Origin of the sequence: Shinella sp., assembly GCF_049651085.1 — a bacterium.
Lineage (GTDB): Bacteria > Pseudomonadota > Alphaproteobacteria > Rhizobiales > Rhizobiaceae > Shinella.
On the sequence record NZ_JBASBL010000033.1, the window covers coordinates 76007 to 90408 of the forward strand.

15 protein-coding genes are annotated in these 14402 nt (G+C 61.2%); 6 read left to right on the forward strand and 9 right to left on the reverse strand.

All coding sequences use genetic code 11. The annotated features are described in order from the left end of the window. Window positions 1-7 precede the first annotated feature (7 nt). The gene (gene holA / locus WA950_RS22735) at window positions 8-1042 is read left to right on the forward strand and encodes a DNA polymerase III subunit delta (RefSeq protein ID WP_424554018.1); all 1035 of its coding nucleotides are present in this window, start codon (window positions 8-10) and stop codon (window positions 1040-1042) included. 10 nt (window positions 1043-1052) lie between these two features. Here the strand turns inward: holA and WA950_RS22740 are convergent, their stop codons facing one another. The 8 genes from WA950_RS22740 to hemE form a co-directional block, all read right to left on the reverse strand. Further along, window positions 1053-1949: a ParB/RepB/Spo0J family partition protein gene (locus tag WA950_RS22740; protein WP_424554019.1), complete on the reverse strand. Its 897-nt coding sequence runs from the start codon at window positions 1947-1949 to the stop codon at window positions 1053-1055. A 25-nt stretch (window positions 1950-1974) separates the two neighbouring features. Next, on the reverse strand, window positions 1975-2769 hold the full coding sequence (locus WA950_RS22745) for a ParA family protein (RefSeq protein ID WP_424554020.1): 795 nt from the start codon (window positions 2767-2769) through the stop codon (window positions 1975-1977). Between the two features lie 13 nt (window positions 2770-2782). Continuing rightward, on the reverse strand, window positions 2783-3415 hold the full coding sequence (locus tag WA950_RS22750) for a 16S rRNA (guanine(527)-N(7))-methyltransferase RsmG (protein ID WP_424554021.1): 633 nt from the start codon (window positions 3413-3415) through the stop codon (window positions 2783-2785). Then, window positions 3412-5301: a tRNA uridine-5-carboxymethylaminomethyl(34) synthesis enzyme MnmG gene (gene mnmG, locus WA950_RS22755; protein WP_424554022.1), complete on the reverse strand. Its 1890-nt coding sequence runs from the start codon at window positions 5299-5301 to the stop codon at window positions 3412-3414. The genes WA950_RS22750 and mnmG overlap by 4 nt, the downstream gene beginning before the upstream one ends. 67 nt (window positions 5302-5368) lie before the next feature. Beyond that, the gene (mnmE, locus tag WA950_RS22760) at window positions 5369-6694 is read right to left on the reverse strand and encodes a tRNA uridine-5-carboxymethylaminomethyl(34) synthesis GTPase MnmE (protein ID WP_424554023.1); all 1326 of its coding nucleotides are present in this window, start codon (window positions 6692-6694) and stop codon (window positions 5369-5371) included. 126 nt (window positions 6695-6820) lie between these two features. Beyond that, window positions 6821-8086: a transcription termination factor Rho gene (gene rho, locus WA950_RS22765; protein WP_424554024.1), complete on the reverse strand. Its 1266-nt coding sequence runs from the start codon at window positions 8084-8086 to the stop codon at window positions 6821-6823. 185 nt (window positions 8087-8271) lie between these two features. Then, window positions 8272-8811 carry a protoporphyrinogen oxidase HemJ gene (gene hemJ, locus WA950_RS22770; protein WP_424554025.1) on the reverse strand — a complete coding sequence of 180 codons (540 nt, stop codon included), beginning with the start codon at window positions 8809-8811 and terminating at the stop codon, window positions 8272-8274. Continuing rightward, a complete protein-coding gene (hemE, locus tag WA950_RS22775) occupies window positions 8808-9842 on the reverse strand; it encodes a uroporphyrinogen decarboxylase (protein ID WP_424554026.1) in 1035 nt (344 codons plus the stop codon). Before hemE ends, hemJ begins: the two co-directional genes overlap by 4 nt. A gap of 406 nt (window positions 9843-10248) precedes the next feature. On the opposite strand from hemE, the gene WA950_RS22780 reads away from it, so the two are divergent. The 5 genes from WA950_RS22780 to dnaQ are packed head-to-tail and all read left to right on the forward strand — an operon-like array spanning window position 10249 to window position 13836. Next, window positions 10249-11070, forward strand: coding sequence for a pyruvate, water dikinase regulatory protein (locus tag WA950_RS22780; RefSeq protein WP_424554027.1), 822 nt, complete (start codon window positions 10249-10251; stop codon window positions 11068-11070). A 25-nt stretch (window positions 11071-11095) separates the two neighbouring features. Next, window positions 11096-11695, forward strand: coding sequence for a Maf-like protein (locus WA950_RS22785; protein ID WP_424554028.1), 600 nt, complete (start codon window positions 11096-11098; stop codon window positions 11693-11695). Beyond that, the gene (locus WA950_RS22790) at window positions 11688-12545 is read left to right on the forward strand and encodes a shikimate dehydrogenase (RefSeq protein WP_424554029.1); all 858 of its coding nucleotides are present in this window, start codon (window positions 11688-11690) and stop codon (window positions 12543-12545) included. Before WA950_RS22785 ends, WA950_RS22790 begins: the two co-directional genes overlap by 8 nt. Then, on the forward strand, window positions 12545-13132 hold the full coding sequence (coaE, locus tag WA950_RS22795; protein WP_424554030.1) for a dephospho-CoA kinase: 588 nt from the start codon (window positions 12545-12547) through the stop codon (window positions 13130-13132). Before WA950_RS22790 ends, coaE begins: the two co-directional genes overlap by 1 nt. Next, complete coding sequence (dnaQ, locus tag WA950_RS22800; RefSeq protein ID WP_424554031.1) at window positions 13132-13836, forward strand: DNA polymerase III subunit epsilon; 705 nt, start codon at window positions 13132-13134, stop codon at window positions 13834-13836. Before coaE ends, dnaQ begins: the two co-directional genes overlap by 1 nt. 81 nt (window positions 13837-13917) lie before the next feature. Here the strand turns inward: dnaQ and secB are convergent, their stop codons facing one another. Continuing rightward, on the reverse strand, window positions 13918-14382 hold the full coding sequence (secB, locus tag WA950_RS22805) for a protein-export chaperone SecB (protein WP_424554032.1): 465 nt from the start codon (window positions 14380-14382) through the stop codon (window positions 13918-13920). Window positions 14383-14402 lie beyond the last annotated feature (20 nt).

Below are 14402 nucleotides of genomic sequence, written 5' to 3' on the forward strand. Positions count from 1 at the left end.
GCCGGCTATGGCGGAGGTTAAGTCGCACGAATTCGATGGTTTCCTGAAGCGGAAGCCTCTGCCCGTGCGGCTTTTTCTCATCTACGGGCCTGATCGCGGGCTCGTGTCCGAGCGGGCCTCGGCGCTTGCCGCTGCAAGCGGCGTCAATCTCGACGATGCCTTCTCCGTCGTGAAACTCGACGCCGGCGATATCGGCAACCAACCCGGCCGCCTGATCGACGAAATGCAGGCCATTGGTCTTTTTGGCGGCGATCGTCTCGTCTGGATCCGCAATGCCGGCAGCGAGAAAGGGCTCTCCGACGGGCTTGAGATTCTTGCGGGCATGCCGGCCGGACCCTCCACCCTGATCATCGAGGCCGGCGACCTGAAGAAGGGCGCGGCGCTTCGCAAGGCGGCCGAGTCCCGACCCCAGGCCGTTGCCATTGCCTGTTACGCCGATGACGGCCGTGCCCTGCAGGCGCTCATCGATCAGGAGCTTGCGTCGGAAGGTTTGCGGATTTCACCTGCGGCGCGTGAACGCCTGGTCGAGACGATTGGCGGCGACCGGCTCGCCTCGCGCAACGAGGTGCGCAAGCTCGCCCTCTATTGCCGTGGCAAGGAACAGATCGAGGAGCAGGATGTCGCCGACATCGTGGGCGATGCCAGCGCCATTTCCACGGACGACGCCATCGACGCCATCCTGAAGGGTGATCGCGACGGCTTCATGCATGCCATCCAGAAGATCGTATCGTCCAAGACGCCTGTCTTCCTCGTACTGCAGGGCTGCATGCGGCAGTTCCAGTTGCTGGAACTGATGCGAGCGGAAATGGACGAAAAGCGGGCGCCGGCAGCCCAGGCAATGGCAACGCTAGGCCGCCATCTTCACTTCCGCCGCAAACCGATCGTGGAGAACGCGCTGAAGACCTGGACCGGCCCCGCTATTCGCCGGGAAACCCAGCGCCTGCAGGCCGCGATCCTGCAAAGCCGGCAGCGCCCAGCGTTGGAAGATACGATCGCCATGCAGACCATGCTGGCCACCGTCCTTCAATCCGCCCGGCGTTGAATCCGGCTAATTACCTGCGCTCCAGAAGCCGGCAGATTTCTTCCAGTTGATCCAGCGTCTTGTAGGCGATCCGCAGATGGCCGCCACTACCCTTGTGATTGACCGTCACTTCCAGGCCGAGAACATCCGATAGCGTGCGCTCCAGCGCCAGCGTATCGGCATCCTTCTCGTCCTTGTGCGCTGCCGCAACGGCGCCGGGATTCGGGTCGCTCTGCGCCTTGATGTCGTTCTGCGCGATACGCTCGGCGTCACGCACCGACATGCCCTTCGCCACGATACTCTTTGCCAGCGCAACCGGGTCGGATGTAGGGATGAGGGCACGGGCGTGCCCGGCAGACAGCGTACCGGAGGCCAGCATGTCGCGCACGGGTTCCGGCAGCTTCAGCAGCCGCAGGCTGTTGGCTACATGGCTCCGGCTCTTGCCGATGATTTCGCCGAGGTCGTTCTGCGTATAGCCATGATCGGCGATCAGCAACTCATAACCCATTGCCTCTTCAAGCGGGTTGAGATCCGAGCGCTGGACGTTCTCCACGATGGCGATTTCCAGCGCCGTGCGATCGTCCACATCGCGAATGATGACGGGAACATCGATCAGCCCCGCCAGCTGGGCGGCGCGCCAGCGGCGTTCGCCGGCGATAAGCTCGTAGCGATTGTCGGCGATGGTGCGCACCACGACCGGCTGGACGATGCCATGCTGGCGGATCGAGGAAGCGAGATCCTGCAGCTCCGATTCATCGAAATAGCGGCGCGGATTGCGCGGGTTGCGGCCGACGAACTCGATAGGAACCAAACGGTCCGGGTTGACACTCGGCTGGCTGCCGACATCGGCTGCCGGCAACTGGTCCATTTCGCCGATCAGGGCGGCAAGGCCGCGGCCGAGGCGCCGCTTGGAATTGTCTTCGTTCATCGGTTCCACTCACGAATACTGAAATTCAGGCAGCTTTGCGCTGTCTCTCACGCTGAATAACCTCAGAGGCAAGCTGAAGATAGGCCTGGCTTCCGGCGCATTTGAGATCGTAGAGGATGGCCGGCTTTCCATAAGACGGCGCTTCGGAAACGCGCACGTTCCGAGGAATGAGCGTATGATACACCTTCTCACCGAGATGCGTGCGCACGTCGTGCACGACCTGCTGCGCAAGATTGTTGCGCGAATCGAACATGGTGAGCACGATGCCCTGGATATCGAGCCGCGGATTGACGGTGCGGCGCACCTGATCGACGGTCTCCAGCAGCTGGCTGAGGCCCTCGAGCGCGAAGAATTCGCACTGGAGCGGCACGAGGACGGAATGCGCCGCCGCCAGTGCATTCATGGTCAGGAGATTGAATGAGGGCGGGCAATCGACCAGTACGTAAGAGTAAGACAAAGCGTCAGCCGCGGAAAGGGCGCGCTTCAACCGGAAAACACGGTCATTCTGCTGGGCGATCTCCATCTCGACGCCAAGCAGGTCCATGGTCGAGGGGATGATGGAGAGGTTCGGCACGGCAGTTTCCATCGCCGTATCGGCCACGCTGTGGCTGCCGACCATCAGATCATAGGACGAAAGATCCCGGTTCCGGCGGTCGATACCGAGGCCGGTGCTGGCATTGCCTTGCGGATCCAGATCGACGATCAGGACGCGCTCTCCGATCGCGGCAAGCGCGGTCGCCAGGTTGATCGCGGTCGTCGTCTTGCCGACGCCGCCCTTCTGGTTCGCTATGGTGATGATCCGGTTCTTTTCGCCAATCATGGACGCCGCCAGTCTAGGGTTGTCGCGAAAGATGCGAGACTTCGAGCACAACAGAATCTGGCTCGACGATGCTGGCATGTTTTACCAGATCGAATCTCCACCGACCAAGCGCTTTATCGAGCTCCCGCTGGTAATCCCGGCCTTTGTGGAGGAAAAGGCGAAGATCGGCATTGCGCTCTGCCCACGGCGCGCTGAATTGCATCAGCAAATCAAGATCGGCGAGGGCGCGCGCGGAAATGGCGTCGCATCGCTCGATGGCCGCAGGGGCCTCTTCGATTCGGATCGCATGAACCGTTGCCCGCGCGCCGGTTTCCAGAATGGCAGTGCGCAGGAAAGCGGCCTTCTTGTTGTTGCTTTCGACCAGATGAACCCAGCCATCGCCGGCTTCAGCGAGCAGGATACCCGTCACAATGCCCGGAAACCCACCGCCGCTGCCGAGATCGGCCCAGATGCGCGGGCCCGGATGCAGCGCGTAGATCTGGGCGCTATCGACGACATGTCGGCTCCAGACTTCCGACAGCGTCGATGGCGCGACAAGATTGATCGCCTTGGCCCATTTCTGGAACAGCGCAACAAAGGTATTCAGCCTATCCACAGTTTCACGTGAAACATTCAGACCGCTCAATTCGCGGGGCAGGGTATTCATGCGTTTGCAATCCGATTCGTCATTTCAGTGGGAAGGCGCTTGAGATAGGCCAGGAGAAGGGTCAGGGCCGCCGGCGTCATGCCGTCAACGCGGGCCGCCTGCGCCAGATTGGCCGGTCGTGCTGCCGCGAGTTTCTGACGAAGCTCGATGGACAGTCCCGGCAGCGTGCTGAAATCAAAACCGTCCGGAATCAGTCGATCCTCCTCGCGGCGCGCCTCGGCAATGTCCGTCTCCTGGCGATTCATATAGACGGCATAACCGGCTTCGATCTCGATCGCATCGCGAACCCGGTTGGAGAAGCCACCGAGTTCCTCCGGCCAGACTGTCGCGAGGCGCGCATAGTCGATATCCGGATAGGCGAGGAGCTCATAGGCGCTACGCCGCACGCCATCCTGGTTGACACGGATGCCACGCGCCATCGCTTCATTCGGCGACAGTTTGAGGGCATGGAGGCATGCCCGCGCTGCGACCATCTCGTCGGACCAGCCGACGAAGCGCGCCCGTCGCTCATCGCCCACAATGCCCAGCGCCATGCCAAGCGGCGTCAGGCGCATATCCGCATTGTCCGCGCGCAGCGAAAGGCGATACTCTGCCCGCGATGTAAACATACGATAGGGCTCGGTGACACCGCGCGACGTCAGGTCATCGATCATCACACCAATATAGCTGTCCGTCCGGCTGAAGACATGCCCGTCCGTGCCAGAGGCCAGCCGCGCCGCATTCAATCCCGCGACAAGGCCTTGGGCGGCCGCCTCTTCATAGCCCGTCGTGCCGTTGATCTGCCCGGCCAGGAAAAGACCGGGTTGGCGCTTCACTTCAAGAGTAGGCGAAAGCTCTCTTGGATCGACATGATCATATTCGATCGCGTAGCCGGGCTGAAGGATCGTGACCCGCTCGAGGCCGGGGATGGTCCGAATGAAAGCATCCTGCACATCCGCGGGCAGGGAGGTGGATATCCCGTTGGGGTATACGGTAGGATCGTCCAGGCCTTCCGGCTCCAGGAAAATCTGGTGCCCGTCACGCTCGCCAAACTTGACGATCTTGTCCTCTATCGACGGACAATAACGCGGGCCAACGCCCTCGATCTGGCCGGAATACATCGCGGACTTACCGATATTCTTCTCAATGATGCGATGCGTCGCCGGCGTGGTCCGGGTAACGCCACACTCGATCTGCGGCGTGGTGATGCGATCGGTCATGAAGGAGAACGGTACCGGATCCTCGTCCGCCCCCTGCCGCCCGACAGCATCCCAGTCAATCGTCCGCCCGTCCAGCCGGGCCGGCGTGCCGGTCTTCAATCGACCAAGCGCAAGGTCAAGACGCTCGAAAGTCGCGGACAATCCAATCGAAGGGTCCTCGCCAACGCGGCCGGCGGGAATCTTTTCGTTACCGATATGAATAAGGCCACGCAGGAAAGTACCCGTCGTTATGACAACGGCGCGGCAGGCCAGGCGTCGCCCATCCTTCATGATGATGCCGGAAATCCGACCGCCTTCCAGGTCGAGATCGAAGGCATCTCCTTCCACCACATCCAGATTGGCAATGGCGGCGATCTCACTTTGCATCGCCTCGCGATACAGCTTCCGGTCCGCCTGCGTGCGCGGTCCCCGAACCGCCGGTCCCTTGCGGCGGTTGAGCAACCTGAACTGAATCCCGGCGCGATCCGCCACCCGGCCCATCAATCCGTCGAGCGCATCGACCTCCCGCACCAGATGTCCCTTGCCCAAACCGCCAATGGCGGGGTTGCAGGACATGACGCCAATGGTCGCCGCCTTATGTGTCACCAAGGCCGTCCGGGCACCGAATCGCGCCGCCGCAGACGCTGCTTCGACACCTGCATGGCCACCGCCGACCACCACCACATCATACGTACCTATTGCTGTCATATCGTACCTACCTGTTTCACGTGAAACGTTCGAAACGACTCGTGCACGTTGCAGTGTTTCACGTGAATCATTTACCGATGCAGAATTCCGAGAAAATAACGTCGAGCAGATTCTCCACATCGACGCGACCTGTCACCCGTCCGAGCGCCTGGCCAGCCAGTCTCAGATGTTCGGCCTGAATATCAAGCCCATGCCCATCCGCCTGAACGGCCAACAGAATATGAGCGCGTGCGTCAGCCAGGTTTTGTATATGGCGCTGACGGGTCGGCAGCGCCAGGGCACTACCGGTCTCCAGTTCAGGCAGATGCCGGCCGATCGCTTCCAGAAGATCTGCGATCCCCTGACCAGATGAGACGGAGATAGTAACATCTTCAGCCCGCCGTGGCCAATGTGGCGCCGCAACATCCGATTTCGTTCGGACACGAATGACAGGGCCGCCATAGCTGCCATCCAGTACAGACCAATTCGGATCCGCTTCGTCGGACAGGAGCAGGACCAGGTGTGCCTCCGCCATCGAGAGCCGGGTCCGGCGAATGCCCTCCTGCTCAACGATATCGTCTGTATCGCGTAGTCCCGCCGTATCGTAGAGCCGCACAGCGAAGCCCGAAAGATCCAGATCAACATGCAGGACATCACGTGTCGTCCCCGGAACGTTCGTCACGATAGCAACATCGCGCTTCGCGAGATGGTTGAGAAGACTGGACTTCCCGGCATTGGGCGGTCCGGCGATGACGACGTTCAGGCCGTCGCGGACGATTTCGCCGACCCGTGCCTCCGCTAGATGGTTAAGGATTTCTTGCTCCAGCGCCCGCATGTCGGTCCAAATGGAAGATGCCACCGAGCCGGGCACATCCTCCTCATCGGCAAAATCCAGTTCGGCCTCGATCATGGCGCGGGCGTGGGTCAGTCGTTTCGCCCACGAATCGTAAAGCCGGGACAGCCCACCAGAGGCCTGCTCCGCCGCAAGCCGGCGCTGCATCTCGGTTTCGGCGGCAATCAGATCCGCCAGGCCTTCAACTTCGACAAGATCCATGCGGCCGTTCAGAAAGGCGCGACGAGAGAATTCCCCGGCCTCCGCCGGGCGTAGTCCCGCCATGCCGGCCAGCGCGGCAAGCACCGCCTTTACCGTCGCGCGACCGCCGTGAATCTGCAATTCGACGCAATCTTCCCCGGTGAACGAGTTCGGAGCGGGGAAAAACAAAACGATCCCATCATCCAGCTTCTCACCATTACGATTCCGAATCGTTGTCAGTGACGCGTGACGCGCGGCGGGAACCCGGCCGCAGAGCTGTGCAAGCGCATTGCAGCTTTCCGGTCCGCTCAAGCGAATGACGGCCACGCCTGAGGGCAGGCTGCCGCTCGACAGGGCAAAGATCGTATCGGTGGCGCTCATGCTTCAATGTTCCGGGTACGAATCGATACTGTTTTGTTTCGGAAAAGAATCGATTTTCTGTCCTCAACGAAAAATGGTCCCACCTTGCGGCGGGACCATGTCTAACGAGAAAATCGCCGATCTGGCTCAGGTGTTCATCGAATCGAAGAAATCACCGTTGCTCTTGGTCTGCTTCAACTTGTCGATCAGGAATTCGATCGCATCCGTCGTGCCCATCGGCGCGAGAATACGGCGCAGAACGAAGATCTTCTGCAGATCCTGGCGCGGCACGAGGAGGTCTTCCTTGCGCGTGCCCGACTTGAGAATGTCCATGGCCGGGAAGATGCGCTTGTCGGCGACCTTGCGGTCGAGCACGATTTCCGAGTTGCCGGTGCCCTTGAACTCTTCGAAGATGACTTCGTCCATACGGCTGCCGGTATCGATCAGCGCCGTCGCGATGATCGTGAGCGAACCGCCTTCCTCGATATTGCGCGCCGCGCCGAAGAAGCGCTTAGGACGCTGCAGGGCGTTGGCGTCGACACCACCGGTCAGAACCTTGCCCGAGGAAGGAACGACAGTGTTGTAGGCGCGGCCAAGACGCGTGATCGAATCAAGCAGGATGACGACGTCACGGCCGTGCTCGACGAGGCGCTTGGCCTTCTCGATGACCATTTCAGCGACCTGCACGTGGCGCGTTGCCGGTTCGTCGAAGGTCGAGGAAACGACTTCACCCTTCACCGACCGCTGCATGTCCGTCACTTCCTCCGGACGCTCGTCGATCAGAAGGACGATGAGATAACATTCAGGATGGTTGGCGGTGATAGAATGGGCGATGTTCTGGAGAAGAACCGTCTTACCCGTGCGCGGCGGCGCCACGATCAGGCCGCGCTGGCCCTTGCCGAGCGGCGCGACGAGGTCGATCACCCGCGGCGACAGATCCTTCGAGGTCGGGATTTCCAGTTCCATCTTGAAGCGCTCGTTGGGATAGAGCGGCGTCAGGTTGTCGAAATGGACCTTGTGGCGGATCTTTTCCGGGTCGTCGAAATTGATCGTGTTGACCTTGAGGAGCGCGAAATAGCGTTCGCCTTCCTTGGGGCCGCGGATCGGGCCTTCGACGGTATCGCCGGTCTTCAGCGAGAAACGGCGGATCTGCGAGGGCGAAATGTAGATGTCGTCTGGACCCGGCAGGTAATTCGCATTGGCCGAGCGCAGGAAGCCGAAGCCGTCCTGCAGAACTTCCACGACGCCCTCGCCGATGATTTCCACGTCCTGCTCGGCCAGCATCTTCAGGATGGCAAACATCAGTTCCTGTTTGCGCATCGTGCTCGCGTTCTCGACCTCAAGCGATTCGGCGAAAGCGAGAAGGTCGGTCGGAGTCTTGTTCTTGAGGTCTTGTAGCTTCATTTCGGCCATGAATGGTCCATGCTGCAGGTCATAGGATGGGAAAAGGCGTGCGGGTCAGGGACGAACTGCGGGGGATAGGATGCAGTTCACTGAACGAATACACATGCCACGAAAGATGAGATGGGCGGAAAGTAGCGGTTCCCGGGCTGTCTCGCAAGGGGTTCATGTAATTTCGTTCGATTTGTCGCGACCGTTCAGAACGGTTTGACGACGACCATGATGACGATGAGGATCATCAGCAGCGCCGGCGCCTCATTCCAGATGCGCCATTGCCGGCCGGTTCTGGCGTTGCGGTCTCCTGCGAAATCCTTCACGGCGCGGCCGTAAAAGTGGTGCACGCCGGTCAGAAGGACGACGAAGGCCAGCTTGGCATGAAGCCAGCCGCCGGAAAAACCGTAGACCGACCAGGCAAGGTAGAGCCCCAGCAGCCAGGATAGTCCCATCGCCGGCTGCATGATGGTGCGATAGAGCCGCTGCTCCATCACCTTGAAGATCTCCGACTGGGCGGAACCGGGTGCTGCGTCGGTGTGATAGACGAAGAGGCGCGGCAGGTAGAGGAGGCCCGCCATCCAGGAAATCACGGCGACGATGTGGAGCGCCTTGATCCAGAGATAGAGATTTTCCGGCGGATAGAGGATCAGTAAAACGGCAAGCAGGGCGAAGACGGTGAGAGCCGCCGCGGCGCGCAACCGCGCCCGGCGCCCGGCCCGTTCGCCCGCCTGTTTTTCACTCACCCTTTTTCTCCGCGAACCCGCGCTACGAGCCGCGTGACGTTGTCCGGGTCAGCGTGCGGCGTGATGCCGTGGCCAAGATTGAAGATCAGCGGTCCATTGCCCAGCGCCTGCAGGATCGCGTCGATGCCGTCATCCAACGCCGCGCCGCCTGCAACAACCCGCATCGGATCGAGATTGCCCTGCACCGGACCGTCCTTCTGCAACTCGGCGGCGAAGGAAAGCGGCACCGACCAGTCAAGGCCAATGGCGTCCGCACCGGTCTGCTGGCGGTAGGTTTTCAAAAGCAGGCCCGCACCCTTGGCGAAGGCGATGATCTTGGCTTGTGGCCTGCGGCTCTTCACCGAATCGATGATTTTCCGCACCGGGCGGATGGCATATTCGGCAAATTCCTTCTCCCCGAGCACACCCGCCCAGGAATCGAAGATCTGCACCGCATCAGCGCCGGCATCGATCTGCGCGACGAGATAGTCAGCGGAAAGCTCAGCCAGCACATCGAGCAGGCGCGCAAAGGCTTCCGGCTCCCGGTAGGCGAATAGGCGGGCAGGGGCCTGGTCCGGGGTGCCGTGACCGGCGATCATGTAGGTCGCAACCGTCCAGGGAGCCCCACAGAAGCCCAGCAGGGCCGTTTCCTCGGGCAAGGCCTGCCGGATGCGTCCAACCGCTTCCAGGACCGGCTGGAGGTGTTTCTGGACGCCTTCCATCTTCAATGCGCGAATACCATCGGGATCGATCGGATCGAGCCGTGGTCCATGCCCTTCTTCGAAGCGGACATTGCGATCGAGCGCATCGGGAATGACGAGGATGTCGGAAAACAGGATTGCCGCATCGAAGCCGTAGCGACGGATCGGCTGGAGCGTGACTTCCGTTGCCAGCTCCGGCGAATAACACAGATCGAGGAAGCTTCCTGCCGCTGCGCGCACTGCCCTGTATTCCGGAAGGTACCGACCGGCCTGGCGCATCAGCCAGAGCGGAGGCGGTGAAACCGTCTTCCCGTTCAGGACATCTACGATTTTCCGGTTTTTCACAGACAAGGCGGGCTTCTCCCTAACTATAAATAAGCTCTTTAAAGAAGGTTTCTATTTCTTAGAGTCGGTGACTATCAAGGATTAAATCCTCTCCACAAATTGCCGGTCATGAAGTCCGTCGCCGGGAAAACCGGAACCATGCGGCGCCATTTTTCAAAAACTGCGAGGAAAACGGGAATCGGCCTTTGGAATCAAAAGGATTCAGGATCGAGCCGAAAACAGAATTCTGTGGGTAGCCTGTGGACAAGCGCGACACTATGCCATGTCCATGAGTCTTATCCACATGCGCGGTGAATCCCTTTCCCGCTTAGCGCCAATTGTGGAAAAGTCGGCACTTATCCTCTTGCCTCAGCCCACCGCCCGTTCTTAGCTCACACTTGTCCCAGGCCATCAACAGGGGGCGGAGGATATTGTGGAAAGCACCAAAAACTACTTTCATCTGCACCTCATTTCGGACTCGACGGGCGAGACTCTGATCGCGGCGGGCCGTGCGGCGGCGGCGCAGTTCCAGTCCTCGCAGGCGCTGGAACACGTCTATCCGCTGATCCGCAATCGCAGGCAGCTGATGCCTGTGCTCGATGCGATCGATGGTGCACCGGGCATCGTGCTCTATACGGTCGTCGATCGCGAACTTTCGGAAATCATCGACCAGCGCTGCCGCGAGATGGGCGTACCCTGTGTCTCTGTGCTCGAACCGGTGATCGATCTCTTCCAGTCCTATCTCGGCGCTCCCTCGCGCCGCCGGGTCGGCGCCCAGCATGTGATGAATGCGGACTATTTCGCCCGCATCGATGCGTTGAATTTCACGATGGATCACGATGACGGGCAATTGCCGGCCGATCTCGACGAGGCGGATGTCATTCTCGTCGGCATCAGCCGCACCTCGAAGACCCCGACCAGCATTTATCTCGCCAATCGCGGCATCAAGACCGCGAATGTGCCGATCGTGCTCGGCGTGCCGCTGCCGGAGCGACTGTCGACGGCGGCCAGACCGCTGACGGTCTGCCTGATTGCGACGACCGACCGCATCGCCCAGGTGCGGCAGAACCGCATTCTCGGGCAGACGCAGGATTTCCGCGGCGACGACTACATCGATCGCGCGCAGATCTCCGAGGAGCTGAAATATGCCCGCGCCCTCTGTGCGCGGCACAACTGGCCGATCATCGACGTCACCCGCCGCTCGATCGAGGAAACGGCGGCCGCCATCGTTGCTCTTCGCCCCAAGCTCCGCTAACGCGGAACCGGAACAGGAGATTTTCATGACGCCGCCGCTGATCCTTGCCTCGCAAAGTCCCTTTCGCCGCATGCTGATGGAAAATGCCGGGCTGGCATTCCAGGCTCAGGCCGCTGATATCGACGAGCGTGCTGTCGAAGCCGATCTTGCGGTCGGCAATCCGACACCGCAGCAAGTCGCCTCGGCTTTGGCGGTAGAAAAGGCCCGCGATGTCGCGGCGCGCAATCCCGGCGCAATCGTCATCGGCTCGGACCAGACGCTTTCGCTGGAGGGCCGTGTGTTTCACAAGCCCGCCGACATGGCGGAGGCCAAGACACACCTGATGGCAATGTCCGGGCGCACCCACTCGCTGAACTGCGGCATCGCGCTTGTGCGCGACGGGGAGACGCTGTGGAGCCATGTTTCCATCGCCCATCTGACGATGCGACCCCTGTCGCAAGCCTTCATCGACCGCCATCTGGCGCGGGTCGGAACGCGGGTTCTTGCAAGCGTCGGCGCCTATCAGCTCGAAGGCGAGGGCGTGCAACTCTTCGAGAGGATCGATGGCGACTACTTCACCATCCTCGGTCTGCCGCTGCTTCCGCTGCTGGCTAAACTTCGCGATCTGGGTGCAATCGATGCGTGATTCACGTGAAACATCCGCCCGCCATGCCTTCGTCACCGGCTTTCCGGTAAAACATTCGCGTTCGCCGCTGATCCACGGTCACTGGCTCAAGACACTTGGATTGACCGGATCCTATACGCGGCAGGAGGTTTCGCCTGAGGATTTCGCAGGCTTTGTTTCCCGATTAAAAAATGGAGAATCCGGCTTCATAGGTGGCAATGTCACGATCCCGCACAAGGAAAATGCCTTCCGGCTGGCGGACCGCCCGGACCTGCTCTCTGAAGAACTCGGCGCTTCGAACACGCTCTGGCTGGAAGACGGGAAACTCTGCGCCACCAACACGGACGGCTATGGCTTCCTTGCCAATCTCGAGGCGCAAGCGCCGGGCTGGGACAGGACGGACCGTGCGGTCATCCTCGGGGCAGGGGGCGCGAGCCGCGCGATCATCCAGGCGGTTCGCGACCGCGGCGTCGGTGAAATCCATGTGGTGAACCGCACGGTCGCGCGCGCCCGTGAACTTGCCGACCGGTTCGGCCCCAAGGTGCATGCCCACGCCATGGAGGCTCTCTGCGAGGTATCGAAGGGGGCCGGTCTTTTCGTCAACACGACCTCGCTCGGCATGGACGGTGAGCCGGCGCCGGACTTCGATTTCTCGCCACTTTCGGCCGGCGCCGTGGTGACGGACATCGTCTATGTGCCGCTCGTCACGCCGATCCTGCGCCAGGCGGCGGAGCAGGGTTTCCTGACGGTCGACGGGCTCGGCATGCTGCTGCATCAGGCAGTGCCGGGATTTGAAAAATGGTTTGGTGCGCGGCCGACCGTCGATGCGGCGCTGCGCCAGCTGATCCTTGCGGATATGGAGAAGCATTGATGATCGTGCTCGGCCTTACCGGATCGATCGGAACGGGCAAGTCGACGACGGCAGGGATGTTCCACGATCTCGGCGTGCCGGTGCACGATGCCGATGCGACCGTGCACGATCTCTACCGGAAGGAAGCGGTCGCGCCGGTTGCGGAAAAATTTCCCGAAGCGCTCAGGGATGGCGTCATCGACCGCAAGGCACTTTCGGCCGTCCTCGCGCAATCGCCGGAACGGTTCGGCGAACTGGAGACGATTATCCACCCGCTGGTGCGCGCGCGCGAAACGGCTTTCCTCGATACGCAACGGCAGAACGGCGCGCCATTGGTGCTGCTCGACATTCCGTTGCTTTACGAGACGGGTGGCGAGGCGCGGGTCGACAAGGTGGTGGTCGTTACCTGCGATCCGGACATGCAGAGGCAGCGCGTGCTCGCCCGGCCGGGCATGACGGAGGAGAAGTTTTCCCTCATCCTGTCGCGCCAGATGCCCGATGCGGAAAAGCGGCGGCGTGCCGATTTCCTCATCGATACGGGCAAGGGGCTTGAAGCGGCGCGCGAACAGGTCGAAGAGATAATTTCAAAACTGACGGAACGGGACTGATGCGCGAGATCATCTTCGATACGGAAACGACCGGCCTCGACAACAAGCTCGATCGTGTCATTGAAATCGGCGGCGTGGAACTGGAAAACCATTTCCCGACCGGCCGGGTCCTGCACATCTATATCAATCCCGGCGACCGCAAGGTCCATCCCGATGCCCTCGCCGTGCACGGCATCACGGACGAGTCCCTGAAGGACAAGCCCCCCTTCGCGGACGTGGCCAACGAGATTCTCGAGTTTTTCGGCGATGCGCGCTGGGTGGCGCACAATGCCAACTTCGACATGGGCTTCATGAATGCTGAATTCGACCGTCTCGGCCTGCCGCCGATCATGTCGGAGCGAGTGACGGATACGCTGGCGCTTGCCCGCCGCAAGCATCCGATGGGGCCCAATTCGCTGGATGCGCTGTGCCGGCGCTACGGCATCGACAATTCGCACCGCACGAGACACGGCGCGCTGCTCGATTCCGAACTGCTCGCCGAAGTCTATATCGAGATGATCGGCGGCCGTCAGGCCGCGCTCGGCCTCGGTTCGGCCGAAAGCGGCCGCAACGCGCTGATCGATGCGGAGGACGAGATCATCGAGCCGCTCGGCATGCGGACAAAGCCGCTTGCTCCCCGGCTTTCGGAAGAAGACCGCGCCGCCCATGCCGCCATGGTGGGCAAGATGGGCGGCAAGGCCATCTGGGCGAAATACGACGCCTGAATCCGGCTTACAAAGTTTGAGCCAAAGAAAATGCCCGGTCACGATGTGCCGGGCATTCTGCATTCGGGAAGCGGGCTGACCTTAGTTGGTCTGGACCTTGGCCTTGACCTGCTCTTCAGCCATGCGCTGGGCAAACATCTGGGCAAAGTCGATCGGGTCGATCATCAGCGGCGGGAAGCCGCCATTGCGGGTGGCGTCGGCGATGATCTGGCGGGCGAAGGGGAAGAGCAGGCGCGGGCACTCGATGAAGAGGACCGGCAGCATGTGTTCCTGCGCAAAGCCGGTGACGCGGAAGACGCCGCCATAGGCAAGCTCGGCATTGAACAGAACCTTGTCGCCGTCCTTGGCTTCCGCGTTCAGCGACAGGATGACGTCGAAGTCGTTTTCGGCGAGCGGATTGGCGTTGACGTTGACGCTGATGTTGATCGCCGGCGCCTTGTCACGGGCCTGCAGCGACCGCGGTGCACCCGGGTTTTCGAAGGAGAAGTCCTTCACATACTGCGCCAGGATGTTGAGCGAAGGGTTCTCGGTTGCTGCGTCGGTCATGCGAATATCCTCGGGGGCTT

Bases quoted from the DNA above. Each gene is read 5' to 3' on its own strand.
- dnaQ (WP_424554031.1), top strand. From the start codon at position 13,132: ATGCGCGAGATCATCTTCGATACGGAAACGACCGGCCTCGACAACAAG.
- WA950_RS22750 (WP_424554021.1), bottom strand. From the start codon at position 3,415: ATGAATACCCTGCCCCGCGAATTGAGCGGTCTGAATGTTTCACGTGAA.
- WA950_RS22790 (WP_424554029.1), top strand. From the start codon at position 11,688: ATGCGTGATTCACGTGAAACATCCGCCCGCCATGCCTTCGTCACCGGC.
- mnmE (WP_424554023.1), bottom strand. From the start codon at position 6,694: ATGAGCGCCACCGATACGATCTTTGCCCTGTCGAGCGGCAGCCTGCCC.
- secB (WP_424554032.1), bottom strand. From the start codon at position 14,382: ATGACCGACGCAGCAACCGAGAACCCTTCGCTCAACATCCTGGCGCAG.
- rho (WP_424554024.1), bottom strand. From the start codon at position 8,086: ATGGCCGAAATGAAGCTACAAGACCTCAAGAACAAGACTCCGACCGAC.
- WA950_RS22745 (WP_424554020.1), bottom strand. From the start codon at position 2,769: ATGATTGGCGAAAAGAACCGGATCATCACCATAGCGAACCAGAAGGGC.
- holA (WP_424554018.1), top strand. From the start codon at position 8: ATGGCGGAGGTTAAGTCGCACGAATTCGATGGTTTCCTGAAGCGGAAG.
- coaE (WP_424554030.1), top strand. From the start codon at position 12,545: ATGATCGTGCTCGGCCTTACCGGATCGATCGGAACGGGCAAGTCGACG.
- WA950_RS22740 (WP_424554019.1), bottom strand. From the start codon at position 1,949: ATGAACGAAGACAATTCCAAGCGGCGCCTCGGCCGCGGCCTTGCCGCC.
- mnmG (WP_424554022.1), bottom strand. From the start codon at position 5,301: ATGACAGCAATAGGTACGTATGATGTGGTGGTGGTCGGCGGTGGCCAT.
- WA950_RS22785 (WP_424554028.1), top strand. From the start codon at position 11,096: ATGACGCCGCCGCTGATCCTTGCCTCGCAAAGTCCCTTTCGCCGCATG.